The organism is Streptomyces sp. NBC_01283 (assembly GCF_041435335.1).
Taxonomy (GTDB): Bacteria; Actinomycetota; Actinomycetes; order Streptomycetales; family Streptomycetaceae; genus Streptomyces.
Map to the genome: position 1 here is coordinate 29,414 of NZ_CP108430.1, position 21,707 is coordinate 51,120.

The following is a 21,707-nucleotide window of genomic DNA, read 5'->3' on the forward strand; positions in this document are numbered from 1 at the left end:
TCTCCTCAGTCACGGAGGTAGCGGTTGACGATGGTGCAGATCTCGGCTGCGGGCTTCGGCTCGGTCAGTCCGAAGTGCGTGGCGTCGATGTCAAAGGTGAGCAGCTCGCCGTCGACGTGCGGCTCCCAGGGGGCGGGCCGCACCTCGGGGCTCTGTGTCGCGCTGAAGAACAGCACGGTGCCGCGGTAGGTGGGCTGGGTGAATTCCGCGACCATCCGGGAGTGTTCGACGATGACCGTGGCACCGTTCTCGACGATGTTGCGGCGGTCGTCGTCATCGGCGGTGCCCGGCAGGTAGTCGTCCAGGAAGTCGCGCGCCTCCGACCGGGTGAGGTGGGCCTCCGCCAGTTGTGCGAACCCGCTGCTCGGAACGGCGTCGAGGAGCGCCACTAGGGCCACTTCGTAGCCGCGGCGCTGGAGTTCGGCACCGATGGCGTGGGCCAGGGAGCCGCCCAGCGAGTGCCCGGCCAGCTGGTACGGGCCGTGCGGCTGTACGGCGAGGATCTGTTCCGTGTAGTCGGTGACCATGGCCGCGAAGTCGGCCGGCAGCGGTGCGCCGTCGAAGCCGCGCGCCTGGATGCCGTACACCGGGCGGTCCCCCACCTGGGTGGCCAGCCCCAGGTAGGACCAGCACAGTCCGAATCCGGGGTGGAGGAGCCACAGGGGCGTTCGGCTCCCGCCGGTCCGCAGCGGCAGCAGCGTGTCGAAGGGGCCGCCGTCGCCGGGGTCCCGCAGGCCCCCGGTCAGGTGCTCGACCAGTTTGGCGACGGTCGGCGCCTGGAACACGCTGCGGATCGGGACCTCCGCGCTCAGCACCGTGCGGATCCGGCTGATGAGCCTGGTGGCGAGGAGCGAGTGGCCGCCGAGAGCGAAGAAGTCGTCGTCGATGCCGACCCGCTCCACGCCGAGAATCTGCGCGAACACGCTTGCCAGCAGCTCCTCCTGGGCGTTGCGGGGAGCCCGGTAGGCGGTGTGGCTGAGGAACTCGGGTACGGGCAGCAGCCTGCGGTCGACCTTCCCGGTCACGGCCAGCGGCAGACTCTCCATGACCAGGACCGCAGAGGGCACCATGTGCTCCGGTAGCCGCTGCCCGGTGAAGGACCGCAAGGTGTCCGGGTCGGGCCGCTCCCCCTCGGCCGGGGTGACGTAGGCGACGAGGTGCCTGCCGATGCCCGGCTGGTCACGGGTGATCACGACGGCCTGCGCGACCTGCGGATGGTCGGCGAGCACCGCCTCCACCTCACCGAGTTCGATCCGGAAGCCCCGGACCTTGACCTGGTTGTCGACGCGGCCCCGGAACAGGAGGCGGCCCTCCGGCGTCCAGGCTGCCAGGTCGCCGGTGCGGTACATCCGCTCGCCCGGCCCGCCGAAGGGGCAGGCCACGAAGCGCTCCGCGGTGAGGCCGTACCGGTCCAGATATCCGCGGGCCAACCGTTCGCCGGCGACGTACAGGTCCCCGACAACCCCCACCGGCGCCGGTCGCAGCGCCGCGTCCAGCACATACAGGCGGGTGTTGTCCATCGGGCGCCCGATCGGTACGGCCTCGCCGAGGTCGTCCCTGCCGGTGATGACGTGCATGGTGGTGGCCGCGGTGGTCTCGGTCGGGCCGTACCCGTTCACGATGGTCAGGTCGGCGCATGCGCACAGCACCCGCTCCAGGGCGGCCGGGGTCACCACGTCGCCGACCGTCCACACCTCACGGGCGCCGCGGAACGCCTCGGGTGCCTCATCGGCGAAGGCCATGAACTGGCCCGCCGGCATGATGAGTCCGGTGACGCCCTGTTCGACGATCATCCGCGTGAGGCCCGCCGGATCCAGTCGGCCGGACGGGAGGATGACGACTGCGCCGCCGCGGAGCAGGGCGGCCCACAGTTCGTAGGTGAAGGTGTCAAACGCCTGTGTGTGGTGCATGAGAACGCGCTCCAGGCGGCTCTCGTCGTAGCCGCGGTCCGCCGACAGAACCGCCAGCGACCGGTGGGAGATGCCCACCGCCTTGGGCCGGCCCGTGGAGCCGGAGGTGTACACCACGTAGCAGAGCTGGTCCGGATGCCCGTCCGGGCCTGCAGCGAGCGGCTCCGCCGCCGCGATCTCCCGGGCGGCCTGGGGCCCGTCGATGACCAGGAGCGGGCAGTCGCTCTCGGGCAGCCCGGCCGAGGTCTGCGTATCGGTCACCAGAAGAGCGGGTTTGGCGTCGCTCAGCATGAAGGCGATCCGCTCGGCCGGGTAGGCCGGGTCGAGGGGCAGATACACGCCGCCCGCCTTCGCGATGGCCAGCACGGCGACGATGTACTCCGGCGAGCGCGGGAGGGCGAGCCCGACCGGCGACTCCTGGCCCACACCGCTCGCCGCCAGCACCCGTGCGAGCCGGTCGGCCCGCTCGTCGAGCTCCCGGTAGGTGAGGGTGGTGTCACCGCACAGCACGGCGTCCGCGTCGGGACGTCGGGCGGCCCGCTGCTCGAACAGTGCGGCCACGGTGGCCCAGGGGACCTCGGAGACGGTGTCGTTGAACCCGGTCAGCACGAGCTCGCGCTCGGCCGGTGCCATGGGATCGATCCCGCTCACCGGGATGGCGGGGTCCGCCGCGAGGTCGCCGAGGATCCGTGTCAGGCGGTGCGCCAGACGCTGTACGGTCTCGGTGTCGAAGGCATGGTCACGGTAGCCCAGCATCAGTTGGAGATCCGGGTCAGCGGTGGCGAACAGGGCGAGCGGGTAGTGCACCGCCGCTTCCCAGTCCATTCCGGTGATCGCGATGCCGGCCGCGCTCAGCGTCTCGTCGAGGTCGTCCCCGCCGGCCGGGTAGGACTCGAAGACCACCACCGAGTCGAAGAGCACGGGCAGGTCGACGGCCTGGTGGATCTCGGCGAGGCCGAGGAAGTGGTGGTCCATCAGCGCGGCCTGCCGCTCCTGGAGGTCGAGCAGCAGGTCGGCCGCGCTCTGTCCGGCCGTCGTCCGCACCCGGACCGGGAGGGTGTTGATGAACAGGCCCACCATCTCGTCCATGCCCGCCACCTGTGGCGGCCGCCCCGAGACCGTGGCGCCGAACACTACGTCCTGGCGGCCCGTGTGGCTTGCGATGAGCAGTGCCCAGGCGCCCTGCACCAGGCTGTTGAGGGTGATGCCGAGTTCGGCGGCGCGCCGTGACAGGCGGCGCGCCGTGTCGCGGTCCAGCTCGACCGGCGTCCTGCAGTGGCCGCCTCCCTCTTGCTGCTGGCTCCGGGGAGCCACCAGCGTCGGCTCGTCAAGGCCGTCCAGCTCGGCCCGCCACGCCTGTGCCGCCTCCTCCTTGTCCTGGTGCGACAGCCAGTCGAGGAAGTCCCGGTACGGGCGCACCCGGTTCAGTCGTCCGGCATCCCCGAAGGTGGCGTACAAGTGCAGCAGGCTCTGCAGCACGAGCGGCGACGACCAGCCGTCGTACACGATGTGATGGACGGTCATCACCAGCTCGTGGCGCTCGGGCCCCCGCTGTACGAGGGTCAGGCGCAGCAGGGGCGGGTCGGCCGGGTCGAAGGGCGTGGCCCGGTCCCGGTCCTGCAGGTCCCGCAGTCTCTCCTCCTGCTCCCGCTCGGGCAGGCCGCTCCAGTCCATGGCGTGCCAGGGGAGCTCGACGCGGTCGAGGAGTAGCTGCACGGATTCGCCGGCGGCTGTGGTCACGAATGCGGTGCGCAGGCTGTCGTAGCGGTCGAGCAGAGCCTGGCCGGCCGCCCTCATCCGCTGCGGGTCCACCCGTCCGGTCAGGTGGAAGACCAGCTGCACCTGGTAGGCGTCGAACTCGGCGCCGTCCAGCTGGCTCTGGAAGAGCAGGCCGGACTGCAGCGAGGTCAGCGGCCATACGTCGACCATGTCCGGGTAGCGCTCCTCCCAGACTTCCAGGTCCCGCTGGCGTACCCGGACCAGCGGCACGTCCGACGGCGTCAGGCCGCCTGCCCCCGCAGCGGTGGCATGCCGGGCCAGGCCTTCCAGGGCCGTGCGCCACAGGGTTGCGAGTTCTCGCGCTTCTTCCCGGGTGAGCAGTCCGGTGGCGAAGGCGAAGTCGGCGGTCAGCTGCGGGCCCTGCGCGGTCTCGGCGGAGAAGGCGGTGATGTCCACCGCGGCCAGGGCCGGTGCGTTGGGCTGCGGCGCGAGGTCGCCCAGGTCGTCGGCCATCGTCCAGCCCGCGTCGCTGTCCTGCTGTGCGGAAGCGACCGGGCCGAGCCGGCCGAGGTAGTTGAAGGCGACCTGTCCGTCGCCGTACCCCTTGAGGATCTCGGCGGTCTTCGGGTTGAGGTGGCGCAGCAGGCCGTAGCCGATGCCTTTGTCCGGGATCGCGTGGAGCTGTTCCTTGACCGTCTTCACGGCGTACCCGGCGGTGCGGCCACCTGCGACGGCGTCCTGCAGGTCGATGCCGCCGACGTCGAGGCGGACGGGATAGATGCTGGTGAACCAGCCGATGGTGCGGGTGAGATCGGCGCCGGGTACCGCGCCCTCCTCACGGCCGTGTCCTTCGAGGCGGATCAGTACCGAGCGTTCGTCGATGCCCCGTGTCCGGTACCACCCGGCCAGGGCCAGGGCGAGTGCGGTGAGCAGGCCGTCGTCGACACCGCTGTGGAAGGCGGCGGGCAGGGTGGTCAGGAGTGCTTCGGTGGTTTGGTGGTCCAGTGTGACCCGCACCGTGTCCACGGTCGCGCGGACGTCGACGGCCGGGTCCAGTGGCCGGGCGCCGAGCGGCGGCTCGGGCCGGTCCAGCACGTCCCGCCAGAGGTCGAGTTCAGCGACCCGATCGGGTGCCGCGGCGGCCTGCACCAGGCCGTATGACCAGCTGCGCAGGGGGGTGGGCACCGCGGCCGGCTGCGGCGAGCGGCCCTGTCGCACGGCGTCCCAGGCCTGAGCGAGGTCGGACAGCAGGATGTGCCAGGAAACCCCGTCGGTCACCAGGTGGTGCAGGACGACGATCAGCCGCCCGGCGGTGTCCGGGCCCGCGTCGCACCAGATGAAGCGGGCCATCCGGCCTGCTTCCGCGTCCAGTTCACGGGCGGCGGCGGCGACCTCGGCCTTGGTCTCCTGCCGCCAGGCGGGGTCGCTCCAGTCGCCGGGGCAGTGCCTGCGGCGGATGAGCGACGCCACGTCGACGGTGCCGGGCGCGGCCGCGTCCAGGCCCTGCTCCCCGGCGTGGGTGCGCAGGCGGGAGCGCAGCATGTCGTGATGGTCGACGACCGCGGCAAGGGTCGCGACCAGTCCGCTCTCGTCGATGCCCGTCGGCAGCTGCAGCACCGTCGACATCGTGAATCCGTCGTGGTTTCCGACGTGTTCGTTTATCTGCCGCATCACGGGAAGCAGCGGCATCCAGCCGAGTCCTCCCCCGGCAGGCTCCCGGCGGTCCGTGCCGGGCCGTCCGCCGGCCGCGGCGGCCTCGGCGGCCTCGGCGAGGGCGGCCACGGTCCGGTGCTTGAACATCAGCCGCGGCGTGATCGCCACGCCCTGTTCGCGGGCTCGGGAGACGACCTGGATGGAGCGGATGCTGTCGCCGCCGACCACGAAGAAGTCGTCGTCGACGCCGACCCGGTCCTGCCCCAGGATCTCGGCGAAGATCGCGGCGAGCGTCTTCTCCGCCTTGGTCTCGGGAGCCCGGTAGCTGCTCGCCGTCGTGGTCGGCGGCGCGGGCAGGGCGGCCTTGTCGAGCTTGCCGTTGGCCGTCAGCGGCAGACTGTCCAGCAGTAGGAACACCGAGGGCACCATGAACTCCGGCAGCCTCTGGGACAGGAAGGCGCGCAGGTCGTCGGCGTCCGGGCCGCGGCTCCCCGGCGTGGCGGGCACGGCATAGCCCACCAGGCGCTGCCGACCGTCCTTGCCCCGGTAGGACGTTGCCACGGCCTGTCCGACGCCCGGGTGCTGTTCCATGGCTGCGGTGATCTCGCCGGGCTCGATGCGCAGCCCGTTGATCTTGACCTGGTCGTCGCTGCGGCCGAGATAGTCGAGCTGCCCGTCGGCACTGCGGCGCACGATGTCCCCGGTCCGGTACATGCGGGTGCCAGCGGGGCCGAACGGGTCCGCGACGAAGCGCTCGGCGGTGAGATCCGGGCGGTTCAGGTAGCCCCGGGCCAGGCTGGGTCCGGCGATGTACAGCTCGCCGGGGACGCCCGGTTCGACCGGGGCGAGCCGGTCGTCGAGCACCCGCAGCCGGTTTCCGTCCACCGCGGTGCCGATGGGTATGCGGCCGGTGCCCAGTGGGGCGCTGACCGCGCCGCACACGGTGGTCTCGGCGGGGCCGTAGGCGTTGACGAAACGGCGTCCCGGCGACCAGGCGGCGGCCAGCGCCGGTGGGCACGCCTCGCCACCGACGGTGACGGTGCGCAGTCCGGTCAGCGTGCGCGGCGCGTCGGCCGGGAGTGCGGCGAGCACGCTGGGCGGCAGCATGACGTGGGTGATGTCGAGTTCGGCCAGGTTGTGGGCCAAGTCCTCGCCGACGAGGCGCTGTTCACGTGGGACCACCAGGGTGGCGCCGGTCGTGAGGGTCTGCACGTACTCCCAGAAGGCGGCGTCGAAGCTGGGCGCGGCGACCTGGATGACACGGGAGTCCGGGCTCAGCGCGAGGCGGTCCTGTGTGGTGCGGCTGAGGGCCGCGATACCGGCGTGGGTGGCGACGACGCCCTTGGGCCGTCCGGTCGAGCCGGAGGTGAAGATGAGGTACGCGGGATGCGCGGGGGCCAGGGCGACGTCCGGGTCCGTGACCGGACCGTCCCGCCAGGCCTGGGCCACTTCGGGGGTGTCGACGGCCACCACATCGGTGCCCGGGCACGCCGGCAGCCCCGTCGCGATGCCCGCCGTGGCCAGCAGGACGGCGGGAGCGGCGTCATCGAGCATGAACCGGATGCGATCGGACGGATAGTCCGGATCGACCGGCAGGAATACCGCGCCCGCCTTGAAGATGCCCAGGACCACGGCGACCTGGTCGGCGCTGCGCGGCATGGCGACGCCGACCGGCTGCTCGGCGCCGATGCCCCGCGCGATCAGCCAGTGCGCAATGCGGTTCGCCCGCTCATTCAGCTCCTGGTACGACCACACCTGGCCGCCGAACTCGACCGCCGGTGCCTGCGGGGCCCGCAGCAGCTGTTCGCGGAAGAGGTCCGGGAAGGTGGCCGCTGCCACCTCCTGTCCGGTGCGCTGCTCGCCCGCGAGCAGGGTGCCGCGCTCCTCGGCGGTGAGTTCACCCGCCCCGCCGATGTGCTGTGCGGGGTCCAGGACGGCGGCGGCGAGCAGCCGTTCCCAGCGGGCGATCACCATTTCGATCGTCGAGGCGTCGAAGAGCTCCGTGGAGTACTCGACGGCGATGTGTATGCCATCCGGCGCGGTGCGGTCGTGGAACCTCTCGGTCAGGCTCAGTGTCACGTCGTAGCGGGACGTGCCGGTGCCCGTGCCCTCGCTCGTGACCCGCACACCGGGCAGCTCGAAGTCCGCGTCCTCGGTGTTCTGCAGGATCAGGGCGACCTGGAAGAGCGGATTGATCGATGCCGAGCGTTCCGGGTTGAGCTTCTCCACCAGAGCCTCGAAGGGGATGTCCTGATGGGTGTACGCGGCCAGGCTCGTCCGGCGCGTGCGGTCGAGCAGTTCGACGAAGGTCGGGTCGCCCGAGGTGTCGATGCGCATGACCTGCACGTTGACGAAGAGGCCGATCAGGTCGTCCAGGTTCTGGTCGATCCGACCCGCGATGCCGCTGCCGAGCGCGATGTCGGTACCTGTGCCGAGCTGGGTGAACAGGGCGGCCATGGTCGCCTGGAGCACCATGAAGGGGGTGGTGTTGGTGGCCCGGGCAAGCGAGACGATTCCCTCGTGAAGGGTCGCGTCCAGGGCGAACTCGAGGAGGTCGCCGCTGCGGTCGAGCTCCGCGGGGCGCGGCCGGTCGGTCGGGAAGGTGACCGTTTCGGGCAGCCCCGCCAGCTGCTGGGACCAGTAGCGGCACTGCCTGCTGAACAGGCTGTCCGGGTCGGCGTCGCGGCCCAGGAGCTCCTGCTGCCACAGGGCGTAATGCGCGTACTGCAGCGGCAGTGGTGCCCACTGGGGGGCCTCGCCCCGGGCGCGGGCCGCGTAGGCGGTGGCCAGGTCCTTGGCAAGGGGGGTCGCGGACCATCCGTCGGCCGCGATGTGGTGGATCACGAGGACCAGGGTGAACTCGTCCGGGCCGGTGCCGAACAGTGCGGCCTTGAGCGGAATCTCGGAGGCGATGTCGAAGGGGTGGCGGGCGACCGCGACGATGGCCCCGGCCAGTTTGTCCGCGTCCGCGACCGGGCGTACGGGCAGGGCGATGCGGGCCTCCTGCGGCCCGAGAATGTGCTGGTAGGGCCGCCCGTCGGTCTCGCGGTAGACGGTGCGCAGGATCTCGTGCCTGGTCACGAGGTCATTGACTGTCTCCTCCAGGGCTCGCACGTTCAGATCCCCGCTGAGCCGGAGGACGATCGGCATGTTGTAGGTCGCCGCGCGGCCCTCGAACTTGTGCAGGAACCACAGCCGTTGCTGGGAGAAGGACAGCGGGAGCCGCGCGGGCAGCGTCGCGGGAGGAGCCAGCGGTGCGCGGGCCGCCCCGGACCGGTCCAGATGCGGGACGAGCTCGGCCACGGTCGGAGCGGCGAAGAGGGTACGCAGCTCCACTTCGGTGCGCAGCACGGACCGGATGCGGTTGACGAGCTTGATGGCCATGATCGAGTGGCCGCCGAGAGCGAAGAAGTCGTCGTCGACACCCACCCGGTCGACATGCAGGACCTCGGCGAACAGCTCGCACAGCAGTTCCTCTTGAGGAGTGCGCGGATCGCTGCCCGCGGCCGCCGCGGCGAAGTGCGGTGCGGGCAGCGCCTCCCGGTCCAGCTTGCCGTTGACGGTCAGCGGGACCGAGTCGAGGGCGACGACGGCGGCGGGCACCAGGTGTGCGGGCAGCCGCTCGCGCAGATAGCCGCGCAGGGTGGCGGCCAGGTCCGTGCCGTCGGCGTGCGGGGTGGCGGGCACGACGTAGGCGACGAGCTGCCGGTCCCCTTCCTCGGCTGTGCTGCGGGCGATGACCACGGCCTGCGTGACATCCGGGTGGGTGGCCAACGCGCTCTCGATCTCGGCGGGTTCGACGCGGACACCACGGATCTTGACCTGGTTGTCGTCGCGGCCGACGTACTCGATCTGTCCGTCGGCCGTCCAGCGGGCCAGGTCTCCGGTGCGGTACATCCGCGCACCCGCGGGGCCGTAGAGGTCGGCGACGAAGCGCTCAGCGGTCAGGGCGGCCCGGCCGGCGTAGCCGCGCGCGATGTCCCCGGCGACGTACAACTCGCCCGTCACGCCGGGCGGGGCCGGCGCGAGGGCGGGCCCCAGGACATAGGTGCGCAGGTTTCCGATCGGCGTCCCGATCGGGACGCTGCCGCTGTCCCACCGGGGTTGCTCCGCCGGGACGCCGAACGTCGTGGCGTAGAACGACTCGGTCTGCCCGTAGGCGTTGACGATGCGGACCTCGGGCCGTTCCTGCCGGATGCGCCTCACCAGCCCGGTCGGCAGCTTCTCCCCTGCGAAGACCAGGGTGGCCCGGTCGGGAAGGGCAGGTATCCGGCCGCCCAGCGCGGCGAAGACCGACGGGACGGTGCTGATCACGTTCGCCGTCATCGCCTCGCGTTCGGCAAGCACGAGGGCGTTCCCGGCGACCTCGACACGGCCACCGTGAACCAGCGTGGTGACGATCTCAAAGACGGATACGTCGAAGTTGATCGAGGCGCCCGCGAGCATGTGGGTGTCCGCGTCCACCCCCACCCGCTCGGCGAGCCGCGTCACCCCGTTGACGACGTTGGCGTGGCTGACCACCACTGCCTTGGGCACGCCCGTGGAGCCGGAGGTGAACATCACGTAGGCGGCGTGCTGTGGTGACAGTCCCTTCACCTGCCCCGTGAGCGGGCCGTCGGCGGCGAGATCGACGTCGTCGATGAGCAAGGTCGCAACATCGGTGCCCGGCAGCGCGTCGGCGGTGCCGGACCGGGTGAGCAGCAGTTGGGGCCGGGTGACGCTCAGCATGTGCTCCACCCGGGAACCGGGGTTTTCCGGGTCGATGGGCAGATACGCGCCGCCGGCCTTCCAGATGCCGAGCATGGCAGTGACGAGGTCGGCCGAGCGGGGCATCGCCAGGCCGACGACGGTTTCCGGTCCGACGCCCCGTGCGGCCAGCGCGCTGGCGAGACGGTCGGCGCGGGCGTTGAGCTGCGCATAGGTCAGCGTGACGCCGCCGCAGGTCACCGCGGACCGGTCCGGTGTCTTTGCGGCCTGTCGCTCGAACAGGTCGGGGATGGTCGCGTCGGGAGTCTCGGCGGCGGTCCGGTTGACGTCGACGAGGATGCGCTCGCGCTCGGCGGGATCCAGCAGGTCCATGCTGCTGAACGGCAGCTCCGGGTCCTCGGCCAGCCGGACGAGGATGCGTCCCAGGCGCCGGGCGATGACAGCGGCCTGCTCCGGGGGCACGAGGTGGTGCTGGTACTGGAGGGCGATGGCCAGATGCGGCTCGGCGGACGCCATCACCACCAGCGGGTAGTGGGTACTGCTGAGCGGGCTCAGCCCGCTCACCCGGATTCCGGCGGCCGCGTAGGCGTCGTCCAGTGCCGCACTGTCGATGGGGTACGACTCGTAGACCACCAGGGTGTCGAAGAGCGTGCGCACGCCGGTGAGCTGGTGCATCTCCAGGAGGCCGAAGTGGTGGTGGTCCAGGAGCGCGCTCTGCCGTTCTTGGAGTCCGGTCAAAAGAGTGCGCAGGGAGTGGCCGGGGGCGCAGTCCATGCGGACCGCAAGGGTGTTGATGAACGTGCCGACCATCTCGGACACGCCCTCGACCTGCGGCGGACGCCCCGAGACCGTGGCGCCGAAGGTCACGTCCCGCTGTCCGGTCAGGCCGGACAGCAGCATGCCCCACGCGCCTTGGACCAGCGTGTTGAGGGTCAGGCCCAGCTCGCCGGCGCGGCGGGAGAGCCGGTCGGACTGCTGCGGGGTGAGCGGCACGTCCAGCTGGCCGACTCCGACGGATTCGCCGTCCGCGGCGGGAGCGTCGGGTACCAACAGCGTGGGCTCGTCGACGCCCTCCAGCTCCCGCTCCCAGGCGCGGGCCGTCGCCGTACGGTCCTGATGGGAGAGCCACGTCAGGAAGTCGCGGTAGGCGGGCGCCCTGCCCAGCTGGGAGGCGTCGCCGTTTGAACGGTACAGACGCAGCAGGTCCAGCATGAGCAGGGGGACCGACCAGCCGTCGAAGAGGACGTGGTGGGCGGTGAGGACCAGGTCCCAGCGGTCGGCTGCCAGCTTGACGAGCGAGAACCGCACCAGCGGCGCCCGGGCCGGGTCGAAGTGGGTGCTGTGCTCCGCGGCGAGGAAGCGCCTGCGCTGCTCCTCCTGCTGTGGTTGGGGCAGGGAGGCCAGGTCCAGCTCCTGCCAGGGCAGTTCGATTCCGTTCCGGACGATCTGGACCCGGTCGCCCGCGCTGTCGGTGACAAACGCTGTCCGCAGGTTGGGATAGCGGTCGAGCAGCGCCTGTCCGGCCGCCCTCATCCTGTGCGGTTCGACCTCGCCCGTCAGGTGGAACGTGAACTGCATCTGGTAGACGTCGACGGCCGCGCCGGCGAGTTCGGCGTGGAAGAGCAGCCCGTCCTGCATCGCGGTCACGGGCCACACGTCGGCCATGCCCCGGTACTGCTCCTGCCAGCGGTCGAGCTCGCCCTGACCCACCGTGACCAGGGGAACGTCCGAAGGCGTGAGGCCGCCGGCATCCGACTGCCCGGCATGCCGGGCCACGCCCGCCAGGGCGGTCCGCCACAGGTCGGCGAGCTCGCGGACATCCGTCTCGGCCAGCAGCCCGGAGGGGTAGTCCAGGCTCGCCTCCAGCCGCGGGCCCTGCTCGGTGTCGACGACATGCGCGTTGACGGCCAGGGTGGCAAGGGCGGACATGTCCCCGTCCAGCGGGGGCGTCAGTGTGACGGTGTCCTCGACCTGGGTGAAGCCCAGGCCGTGCAGGTCCTGGGGCATGTTGGCCGAACCCGTGTAGCGCCCCAGGTAGTTGAAGACGATCTGCCCGGATCCGTAGCGCTCCAGGTCTGCCCTGGTCTCGGCGTTCAGGTGGCGCAGCATGCCGTAGCCGATGCCCTTGTCGGGGACGGCGAGCAGTTGCTCCTTGACGGCCTTGACCGCGGCGCCTGTCGCCGCACCGCCCGCGAGCGCCTGGTCGAGGTCGATCCCGGACACGTCGAGGCGGACGGGGTACATGCTGGTGAACCAGCCCATCGTGCGGGAGAGGTCGGCGCCGGGGACGACGTCCTCCTCGCGCCCGTGGCCCTCCAGGCGGACCAGCGTCGAGGGCTCGTCGAGGCCGCGCCGCCCGCGCCAGGCGGCGACGGCGAGGGCGAGCCCGGTCAGCAGGCCGTCGTTGACGCCGCCGCGGTAGGCGGCGGGCAGGGTGGTCAGCAGGACCCTGGTGGTCTCGATCGGCAGGTCCAGTCGGACCCGCTCGACCGTGGCGATGGTGTCCACGGCCGGGTCGAACGGCCTGGCGCCAAGAATCGGGTCGGGTCCGCAGACCATCCGGCGCCACAGCCCGAGTTCCGCCGCCCGCTCTCCGGTCGCGGCCTCGGTGAGCGCATGCGTCCAGCGGCGGACCGAGGTGGCGGTCGGGGGCAGTTGCGGGGTGTCGCCGTCGCGGATCGTCCGCCAGGCGGCGGCGAGGTCGGGCAGCAGGATGCGCCACGATACGCCGTCCACCACGAGGTGGTGCAGCAGGATGCTGAGGCGTCCCGGGGTGCCGGTGCCCGTGTCGAACCACACGAACTGCGCCATCACTGCGTTCGCGGAGTCCAACCGGCTTGCCGCGGCGTCGAGTTCGCTCTGCGCCCGCTGCCGCCAGGCGTCGTCCCACGTTCCCTCGCTCGCCACCCTGTGGATGAGCGGCTGCACGTCGACGGTTCCGGGCGCGGTCACCTCCAGCCCCGGTGCCCGGCCGGCGATCCGCCGGGAGCGCAGGATGTCGTGCCGGTCGAAGGCGGCTGACAGCGTCGCCACCAGGCCGTCCCGGTCCATCCCCGTCGGGAGGTCCACCGTCATCGCCATGGTGAACCGGTCGGCGTTCCCGCCCAATTCCTCCAGATAGTGGCCGACGGGCGGCAGGGGCACGAAGCCCACGCCACCGCCCGGCAGCTCCTCCAGTTCCGGTTGCGTGCGGCCCTCGCTCGTGGCGACGCGGGCGAGTTCTGCGACGGTGCGGCACTCGAAGATCTGCCGGGGAGTGACCTCGATGCCCTGGGTCCTGGCCCGCGCGACGACCTGGATGGAACGGATGCTGTCGCCGCCGAGCGCGAAGAAGTCGTCATCCACCCCGACCCGGTCCAGGCCGACCACGTCGGCGTAGACACGGGCGAGTATCACTTCACCCGGCGTGGCAGGGGCGCGATAGGTCGAGCCGGTGAACTCCGGTGCCGGCAGCGCCTTGCGGTCCAGCTTGCCGTTGGGGGCCAGCGGCAGCCGGTCCAGCATGACGAAGACCGAAGGCACCATGAACTCGGGAAGCCTGGCGGACAGGAACGTGCGCAGGTCGCGCGGTGAGACGGTGGCCGTGAGGTCGATGTCGAGGTCTCCCAGGCTCTCCACCGCCGACTGTCCCGGCTCCCGCCCGGCGGCCGGCACCGCATAGCCCACCAGGTGGTCACGGCCTTCGTGCCGGCAGGTGGTCACCAGGGCCTGGGCCACCGCGGGGTGGGCGGTCAGCGCGGCCTCCACCTCGCCCGGCTCGATGCGGAAGCCGCGCACCTTGACCTGCTCGTCGGCACGGCCGACGCACTCCAGTTGGCCGTCGGCCCCCCAGCGGGCGAGATCACCGGTGCGGTACATGCGTGCACCGGCCGGGCCGAAGGGATCAGCCATGAACCGTTCGGCGGTCAGCCGGGCCCTGCCGAGGTATCCGCGCGCCACGTTTCCTGCCACGTACAGCTCACCGACGACGCCGGGGGGCAGCAGTTGAAGGCCGGGGCCAAGAACATAGGCGCCCATATTGGCCAGCGGGACGCCGATGGGTGCGGTGGCCGCGGTTGCCGTCCACGCCTCGCCGGCGGTGAAGGCGGTGGCGTAGAACGACTCCGTCTGGCCGTAGGCGTTGATCACCCGCACGCCCGGAATGGCGTCCTGGGTCCGCTTCACCAGCGCGGCCGGGAGGGCCTCGCCGGCGAAGACCACTGTCTGGGCCCGGATCATCCCTCCTGCCTGGTCGAGGAGTTCGGTGAAGACCGAGGGAACCGTGCTGATGACGCCGCCGGACCAGCCGCCCCGTTCGCCGATGACGAGGACGTCGCGCACCACCTCGAGGATGCCGCCCCGCGCCAGGGTGGTCACGGCCTCGAAGACGGACACGTCGAAGTTGACCGACGTACCGGCCAGAACGCGCGTGCCCGCACCGATACCGACGACGTCGGCGAGCCGCAACACGCCGTTGACGACATCCCGATGGGTGATCACCACGCCCTTCGGCGTGCCGGTCGACCCCGATGTGTACATCACGTAGGCGGCGTGCGCGGGCAGGCCGACGGCCGGTTCCGCCGCCGGGCCGGCCGCGTTGAAGTCCACCTCGTCGACGCACAGGCGGGGGATGTCCGCCGCCGGGAGCACCTTCGCGCCGGCGGTGTCGGTCAGTACCAGGTCCGGGCCCGCGTCGGACAGGATGTGGCCCAGACGTGCTCCGGGGTACCGGGGGTCGATCGGCAGGTAGGCGGCACCGGCCTTCCAGATCGCGAGCATGCCCACGATCAGGGAGGCCGAGCGCGGCAGCGCCAGGCCCACCAGGCGCTCCGGTCCGATCCCGCGGGCGGTCAGCTCCCGTGCCAGTCGCTCGGCCCGCGCGTCCAGCTCGGCGAAGCTCAGCTCTTGCCCGCCGTCGACCACGGCCGTGGCGTGCGGGGTCGCCGCCGCCTGACGCTCGATCAGTGCGGCGGCGGTCAGCTCGGGGGTGTCGGCGGCCGCGCCCTCGATGGCGCGCAGGGCCCACTCCCGTTCGCCGTCCGTCAGCACGTCCGCCAGCGCAACGGCGCGGGACGGCTCGTCGAGCAGATCGCCGACGATCCGTACCAGGCGTGCCACGAATCCCTGCGCCGTGGCCCGGTCGAAATGGTCTGTCGCGTACTCGAGACAGATGGACAGGCCCGGTGTGCCGGGCTCGTTGAAGAAGCTGAACTCCAAGTCGAACTTGGCCATCGACGTCCACAGCGGAGCGATACGCGCCCGCACGCCACCCGGCAGACCGAACTCCAGGCGGGCACCGGTCGACCAGGTGAACATCACCTGGAACAGCGGGTGGTAGGCGCTGGAGCGCTCCGGGTTGAGTGCCTCCACCACGCGCTCGAACGGCGCGTCCTGGTTGTCGTACGCCGTCAGCGCCTTGTGCCGTACCTGTGCGAGGAGTTGGTCGAAGGTCGGCCGGCCCGACAGGTCGGTGCGCAGGACCCAGGTGTTGGCGAAGAAGCCCACCAGGTCGGCCAGGTCCGGGTCCTGGCGGCCGGCGACGGTGGAACCGAGCGCGATGTCCTCACCCGCGCCCAGCTGGTGCAGCAGTACGGCAAGGGCGGCCTGGAACACCATCGGCACCGACGACCCGGTGCGCTTGGCCGCCGCCTCCGCTCTGGCCAGCAGCTCCTCGTCGACGGTGCCTTCGACGACATCGCCGCGGCGGCTCGGCAACGGGCCGCGCGGCCGGTCCATGGGCAACCGCGTCGAGGGCGGCATACCCTCCAGCGCGTCGCGCCAGTAGTCGAGTTGGGTGGCCAGGAGGCCGTCCGGGTCGTTCTCGTCACCGAGCAGTTCGCGCTGCCAGAGCGTGTAGTCGGCGTACTGGACCGCCAGTTCGGGCCAGTCCGGGGTACGGCCCTCGACCTGTGCGGTGTAGGCGGCGCTCAGGTCCCGGACGAGCGGGGCGATGGACTCGCCGTCGCAGGCCATGTGATGGATCAGCAGCAGCAGATGGTGTTCCTCGGCGCCCGTACGGAAGAGGACGGCGCGTACCGGGATCTCCTCGAACGGTGTGAGGGTGACCGCGGAGGCCTCCCGCACCGCTTCGTCCAACTCGTCCGGGGCGATCTCGATCAGCCCGATGTCCAGCCGCACTTCCTCGGCCGGCACCACCTGCTGGGCGGGGACGCCTTCGGCGCTCTCCACGATCAAGGTCCGCAGACTCTCGTGGCGGGCCACCACATCGCGCACCGCGGCGGTGAGCGCCGGGGTGTCGACCCGTCCCGTGAGCCGGATGAGGAACGGCACGGTGTACATCGCCGACGGCCCCTCGATCCTGTCGATGAACCACAGGCGCCGCTGTGCAAAAGACAAGGGGATCACGACTCAGCACTCCTGTTTATCTGGTCCACGGGCAGGGTCGATCCATCACAAGTTGCGCATGCAAACATTTTCTTTGGGTACTCAGATCCCTGGGTGACCTGGATGTGGTTCGCTCGCCGGTCTGTCGGCGGGCCTCGCCGAGCGTCGCCTGCGGTGCGACGCCCTGGGCACCTGGTTGCCGGGCAGGCCCGGGCGGTCGAGCGGCGGCTGGTTCAGGACTCCATCGACAGCAGCAGGCACGCGGCATACGAAGCCGGCCTGGTGCCGTTCACCGGAAAGCGGGCCGACGAGACCCGCGGACGGTAAAGGCACAACGCCAACCCCCTCCGCGACCTCTTCGACAAAGAAACGCGGCACTCACCCGCTCACACGCAATTGATCTCCTGAGTAGTTGACATTCCCTCACCCCGATTCCGCAGGCCGCCTGTTCGCGAGCCAATGGAACACACATTAGGTAACCACGTCGACCTAATATCGTGTCAACCATGATTGGACTGGCCGCTGGACGGCGAAGGTGTCCCGCCAACAGGACACCGAAGACCAGTTCCCGTTGACTCACCGCCCGGGAACGTGAGGTATGTTCAGGCGCATCCGCAGTACATTTCACCGCATCACCTTCGACCAGTATTTATACTCCTTTCACCGTTCCAAGAAATAGGAGTTCACAGTATGCGGCTTGAGATCTTAGGACCGGTCCGCGTCGCTAACGGAAATACCATCAAGGCCATAGGGGCGCAGAAGGTCGAAATTCTGCTGGCGACTCTCGCCATCCGGTCCGGTCAGGTTGTCAGCGTCGACCAGCTCATCACCGAAATCTGGGGCGACGAGCCGCCGCGCAGCGCCATCGGGGGCCTGTATGTGTACGTCTCCCAGGTCCGCAAGCTTCTGCGCCATCCCGGGGCGGCGGCAAGCCCCGTCGTCACCAGTCCCTCCGGATACATGCTGACGCTGGGTCCGGGCGAACTCGACCTCCACGACCTCACCCGCCTGGTGAAACAAGGCCGGGTCCGGCTCAGGAACGGCGAGCACGAGGATGCGGTCAGCAGTTTCGAAGAGGCGCTCGCACTGTGCCGGGGGCCGCTGCCCACTGCGGCACGCGGCCCGATCCTGCAGGGGTTCCAGGCATGGTTCGACGAGATCCAACTGGAGTGCCGGGAGGGCCAGATGGAGGCGCACATGGCCCTCGGGCACCACCGCGAGCTCGTCGGTGACCTCTACCTCCTCAGTACCGAGCACCCCTTGCGAGAGGTGTTCCACCGGCAACTCATGCTGGCGCTTCATCGAAGCGACTGCCGGGGCGACGCCCTGATCGCCTACCACCAGGCATGCCGGACCCTGCGGGAACAGCTGGGCGTCGAACCCGGCCCGGCGCTGAAGGACATCCAGCGTTCGATTCTGATGGACAACGGCCACTGACCGGCCCCGGACGGCCGTGCCGGCCGAGGGACGCCCCGTACTGCCTGGCCGTGACCGAGATGATCTTGGTGCGGTTGGTGTGATCACGGCGTCTGAGCCGTCCTGGTCGCGGCGTGCCGGCGCGTGAACTTGACGCTGCACCGGCACGCTCCGCTCTTCGTCATCGTGGACGGCATCCGCCTCTCGCAGGCTGGGTGAACGACATGCCCGGTGGGCATCCGCGTCACCGACCCGGCGGAAATCATTTACGTGGCACCCCTCAGCGCGAGCCGGAGCGGTCCACGATCCGTTCCAGTTCCCGGACGACCTCGGCGGGTGACGGCTGCGCCGCCAGCTCCTGGCCGAGCCGTCCGGCGGCCTCCCCGAACGACGGCTCCTCCAGCAGCCGCACCAGCTGCTCCCGCACCCGCCCCCCGTCCAGGTCCTCCGGAGCGTCCCCCCGGATCCACAGGCCGGCCCCGGACCGCTCCAGCCGCGGGCCACGCTCCCCGATATCGGGAACGGCGCGGCCGATCACCAGCTGCGGCACCCCGTGCGCGATCGCCTCCAGGAACCCGGGCACGCCGCCATGGTGGATCACAGCCGAGCACGAGGGGACGACGGCGTGCAGCGGAACGAACTCCACCAGCCTGGTATTGCCGGGAACCCGCTCCAGCTCCCGCTGGAACTGCTCGGGCAGCGTCACCACCAGCTCGATGTCCAGATCAGCCAGCGCATCCAGCATCCCCTGCATCTGCTCCAAGGAAGTGGCCTGATGCCTCTCGGCCTGCTCCAGGCTGAGTCCGTAGGTGGCAAGCACGCGCCGCTTGGCCGGGTCGCGTCGGGCCCAATGCGGCACCACCGACGGCCCGTTGTAGGGGACATAGCGCAGCGGAAGATGCGGCGACGGCGACTCCAGCCGCATCGAGCCGACCATCTGCTCGATCGCGAACTGCCCGGTCACCATCTCCTCGGAGAACTCGGCACCGAACTTCTGCGCCCACTCCCCCAGCCAGTCCCCCAACGGGTCCTCGCGGTCCTCGGGCGCCTGCTCCTGACGCACCCGCAGAAAATGCCGGCGCATACGGCCCACCACGTCGAGTTCGGTCAGCGTGCGCCCGTGCGGCACTCCGACCGCCGTGGCCGCGATCGCGCCCGCGTGGCTCAGCCAGTCCCAGAGCACCAGGTCCGGCTGCCACCAGCGGCAGTACTCCACCAGCTCCTCGACCATCGCATCGTTCATGGCCGCCTGGGTCCGCTGCGTCATCTGATATCCCCATCGCAGGCGCTCCCAGGTGAGCTCCTCCTCGCGGTTCTCCGCCAGGTCGGTCAAAAGGTCGCCCCGCTCCGCGAGTTCCTGGACCTTCGCCATCACCTCCGGAACCAGAAGCGCGTCGAGCTTCTCGATGACCGGCTCGTCGGAACCGACGGGCACCGCCGGCAGACCCGAGGCGGTGATGGCGTCCGTCAGCTCCGGGCCGCTCGCGACCCGGACCTCGTGCCCCGCCGCCTGCAGCGCCCAGGCCAGCGGCACAAGAGCCTGGAAGTGGGACCGCCAAGGAATACAGGTGAACAGGATTCTCAAGCCGATCAGCCCCTTCAGGAACTCCGCACCCAGCCGGACACAGGAGACCCTCACCCGGCCACCTTGAGCCGGTCTTGGCCCTCTCTTGATGTCCCGGATCCGGGCGGCACACTCGAGGTCCCTGTGCCGGCCCCGCCGCCCGACTCCCGGTGCCCACCGCTCTCCGCATCGGGCCGGCTCCTCCAAGAAGCGCATTAGAACGGCTTTGGACGGGCCCCCCAAGATGCGGGAACACCGACCATGAGGGAGCGCAGAGCGAATGAAAGGCATCATTCTCGCGGGCGGCAACGGCACTCGCCTGCAGCCCCTCACGTTCACGAGTTCCAAACAACTCGCTCCGGTCTACGACAAGCCGATGATCTACTATCCGCTCTCCGTGCTCATGCTGGCGGGCATCCAGGACATCCTCATCATCACGCGTCCGACCGACCTCCCCGCGTTCCAAGCCCTTCTGGGTGACGGTCGGCAGCTGGGGCTGTCCATCGACTACGCCACGCAGGACAAGCCGCGCGGCATCGCCGACGCCTTCCTTGTAGCGGAGGACCACATCCGCGGCGAGCAGTGCGCGCTGATCCTCGGGGACAATCTCTTCCACGGTGCCAACCTGCCCACCATGCTGCGGCGCACCGCGCTCAAGATGGGTGGCTGCGTGCTGTTCGGCCACGAGGTGGCCGACCCGGAGCGGTTCGGCGTCGCCGAGATCGACTCGCTGGGCGAACTCGTCTCCATCGAGGAGAAGCCCCGGCAGCCGCGCTCGAACCTCGCCATCCCGGGGATCTACTTCTTCGACGCCCAGGTCACGGACATCGCCAGAGACCTGGAGCCGTCCCCCCGGGGCGAGCTGGAAATCACAGACTTGCTGCGCGTCTATCTGAAGATGGGCACCGCCGAGCTGGTGTGGCTGGGCAGGGGCGTCACGTGGCTGGACACGGGCACCCATGAGTCCCTGCTCGAAGCAGGCACATTCGTGAGGGACACGCAGCGCCGACAGGGCATCCGGCTGGGCTGCATCGAGGAGATCGCCATGCACATGGGGTACATCGACCCGGACGACTGCCAAGCGCTGGGGTCGCGCATGGGCAACTCGCCCTACGGCGATTACGTCATGGAGCGGGCCCGCCTCTGCAAGGCGGGCATGCTGCCCCCGCTCCCTCTGGAGGCGCTGTGAATCTGCTGGTCACCGGCGCCGCCGGATTCATTGGCTCCGCTTATGTACGGATGCTGCTCGCAGCCGACACAGCGCAGGACTCCGGGGTGTCCCGGGTCACGGTGCTGGACAGCCTGACCTACGCCGGCAGCCTCGACAACCTCGATCTCAGCGATCCCCGGCTGACGTTCGTCCAGGGCGACATCTGCGATGCCCCCCTCGTCGACAAGCTGATGGAACAGGCCGACCAGGTGGTACATTTCGCCGCCGAGTCCCACGTGGACCGCTCGATCGCCTCCGCCGACGCCTTCGTCCGTACCAACGTCACGGGCACCCAGACCCTGCTGGACGCCGCGCTGCGGCACAACGTCGACCGCTTCGTGCACGTGTCCACGGACGAGGTCTACGGCTCGGTGGAGAGCGGTTCCCGCACCGAGCAGGACCCCCTCGACCCCAATTCGCCCTACGCCGCCTCCAAGGCGGCCTCGGACCTTCTGGCCCTGTCGTACCACCGCACCCACGGCCTGGACGTGCGGGTCACCCGGTGCAGCAACAACTACGGGCCGCGGCAGTTCCCCGAGAAGATCATCCCGCTGTTCCTCACGACGCTGCTCGACGGTGGTGACGTCCCGCTGTACGGCGACGGGCTGAACCGGCGCGACTGGCTGCACGTCGAGGACCACTGCGCGGCCATCGAGTTGGTCCGTGCCGGCGGCGGCGCGGGCCGTGTCTACAACATCAGCGGCGGCATCGAACTGAGCAACCGTGAACTGACCGACCGGCTGCTCGCGGCCTGCGGCGCGGACTGGACACAGGTGCTCCATGTTCCGGACCGCAAGGGCCACGACAGGCGCTACGCGATCGACTGCACCAGGATGCGGACCGAGCTGGGCTACAGTCCGCGCCACGACTTCGAATCCGGGCTGGCCGAGACCTTCGCCTGGTACCGCGACAACCGCGACTGGTGGGAACCGCTCAAGCGTCGCCAGAGCGCGGGCCCGGGAGAACGGGCGGCGGTCACGGGGCCTCTTGGCGGTCTGCCCGCGTAGACGTCCCCACGTGGTGGCTTGTCCGGACTCCGGTCGCGGTTCCGCGCGGACGCACAGTCGCTATTGCCGCACGCCGGCCGATGGCGCTGTCTGCGGCCGCGGCGGTTGTTCTGCGACGGCCCGGACCGTGGTCGGAGGACGTTCGTTGAGCAGGTGGAGGGGCTGACCGTGCGCTATCAGCGCCGCAGCCCGCTGCT

General features: G+C 70.4%; 5 protein-coding genes. 3 read left to right on the plus strand and 2 right to left on the minus strand.

Annotated features, from left to right (window positions below; genetic code table 11):
• Positions 1–5: 5 nt before the first annotated feature.
• Positions 6–16,334 carry an amino acid adenylation domain-containing protein gene (locus OG302_RS00105; protein WP_371524556.1) on the minus strand — a complete coding sequence of 5,443 codons (16,329 nt, stop codon included), beginning with the start codon at positions 16,332–16,334 and terminating at the stop codon, positions 6–8.
• Positions 16,335–17,003: 669 nt separating this feature from the next.
• Between OG302_RS00105 and OG302_RS00110 the strand changes: the two genes are divergently transcribed.
• Positions 17,004–17,750: a BTAD domain-containing putative transcriptional regulator gene (locus OG302_RS00110; protein ID WP_371524558.1), complete on the plus strand. Its 747-nt coding sequence runs from the start codon at positions 17,004–17,006 to the stop codon at positions 17,748–17,750.
• Between the two features lie 259 nt (positions 17,751–18,009).
• On the opposite strand, the gene OG302_RS00115 is transcribed toward OG302_RS00110, so the two are convergent.
• On the minus strand, positions 18,010–19,368 hold the full coding sequence (locus tag OG302_RS00115; RefSeq protein ID WP_371524560.1) for an activator-dependent family glycosyltransferase: 1,359 nt from the start codon (positions 19,366–19,368) through the stop codon (positions 18,010–18,012).
• Between the two features lie 205 nt (positions 19,369–19,573).
• Here OG302_RS00115 and rfbA point away from each other — a divergent pair, with 205 nt between their 5' ends.
• Positions 19,574–20,482: a glucose-1-phosphate thymidylyltransferase RfbA gene (gene rfbA, locus OG302_RS00120; protein WP_371524562.1), complete on the plus strand. Its 909-nt coding sequence runs from the start codon at positions 19,574–19,576 to the stop codon at positions 20,480–20,482.
• On the plus strand, positions 20,479–21,510 hold the full coding sequence (rfbB, locus tag OG302_RS00125) for a dTDP-glucose 4,6-dehydratase (RefSeq protein WP_371524564.1): 1,032 nt from the start codon (positions 20,479–20,481) through the stop codon (positions 21,508–21,510). Before rfbA ends, rfbB begins: the two co-directional genes overlap by 4 nt.
• Positions 21,511–21,707: the final 197 nt, after the last annotated feature.

What these genes read in the sequence shown, in the direction of transcription:
- rfbA (WP_371524562.1), top strand. Translation starts at nt 19,574, where the DNA reads ATGAAAGGCATCATTCTCGCGGGCGGCAACGGCACTCGCCTGCAGCCC.
- OG302_RS00110 (WP_371524558.1), top strand. Translation starts at nt 17,004, where the DNA reads ATGCGGCTTGAGATCTTAGGACCGGTCCGCGTCGCTAACGGAAATACC.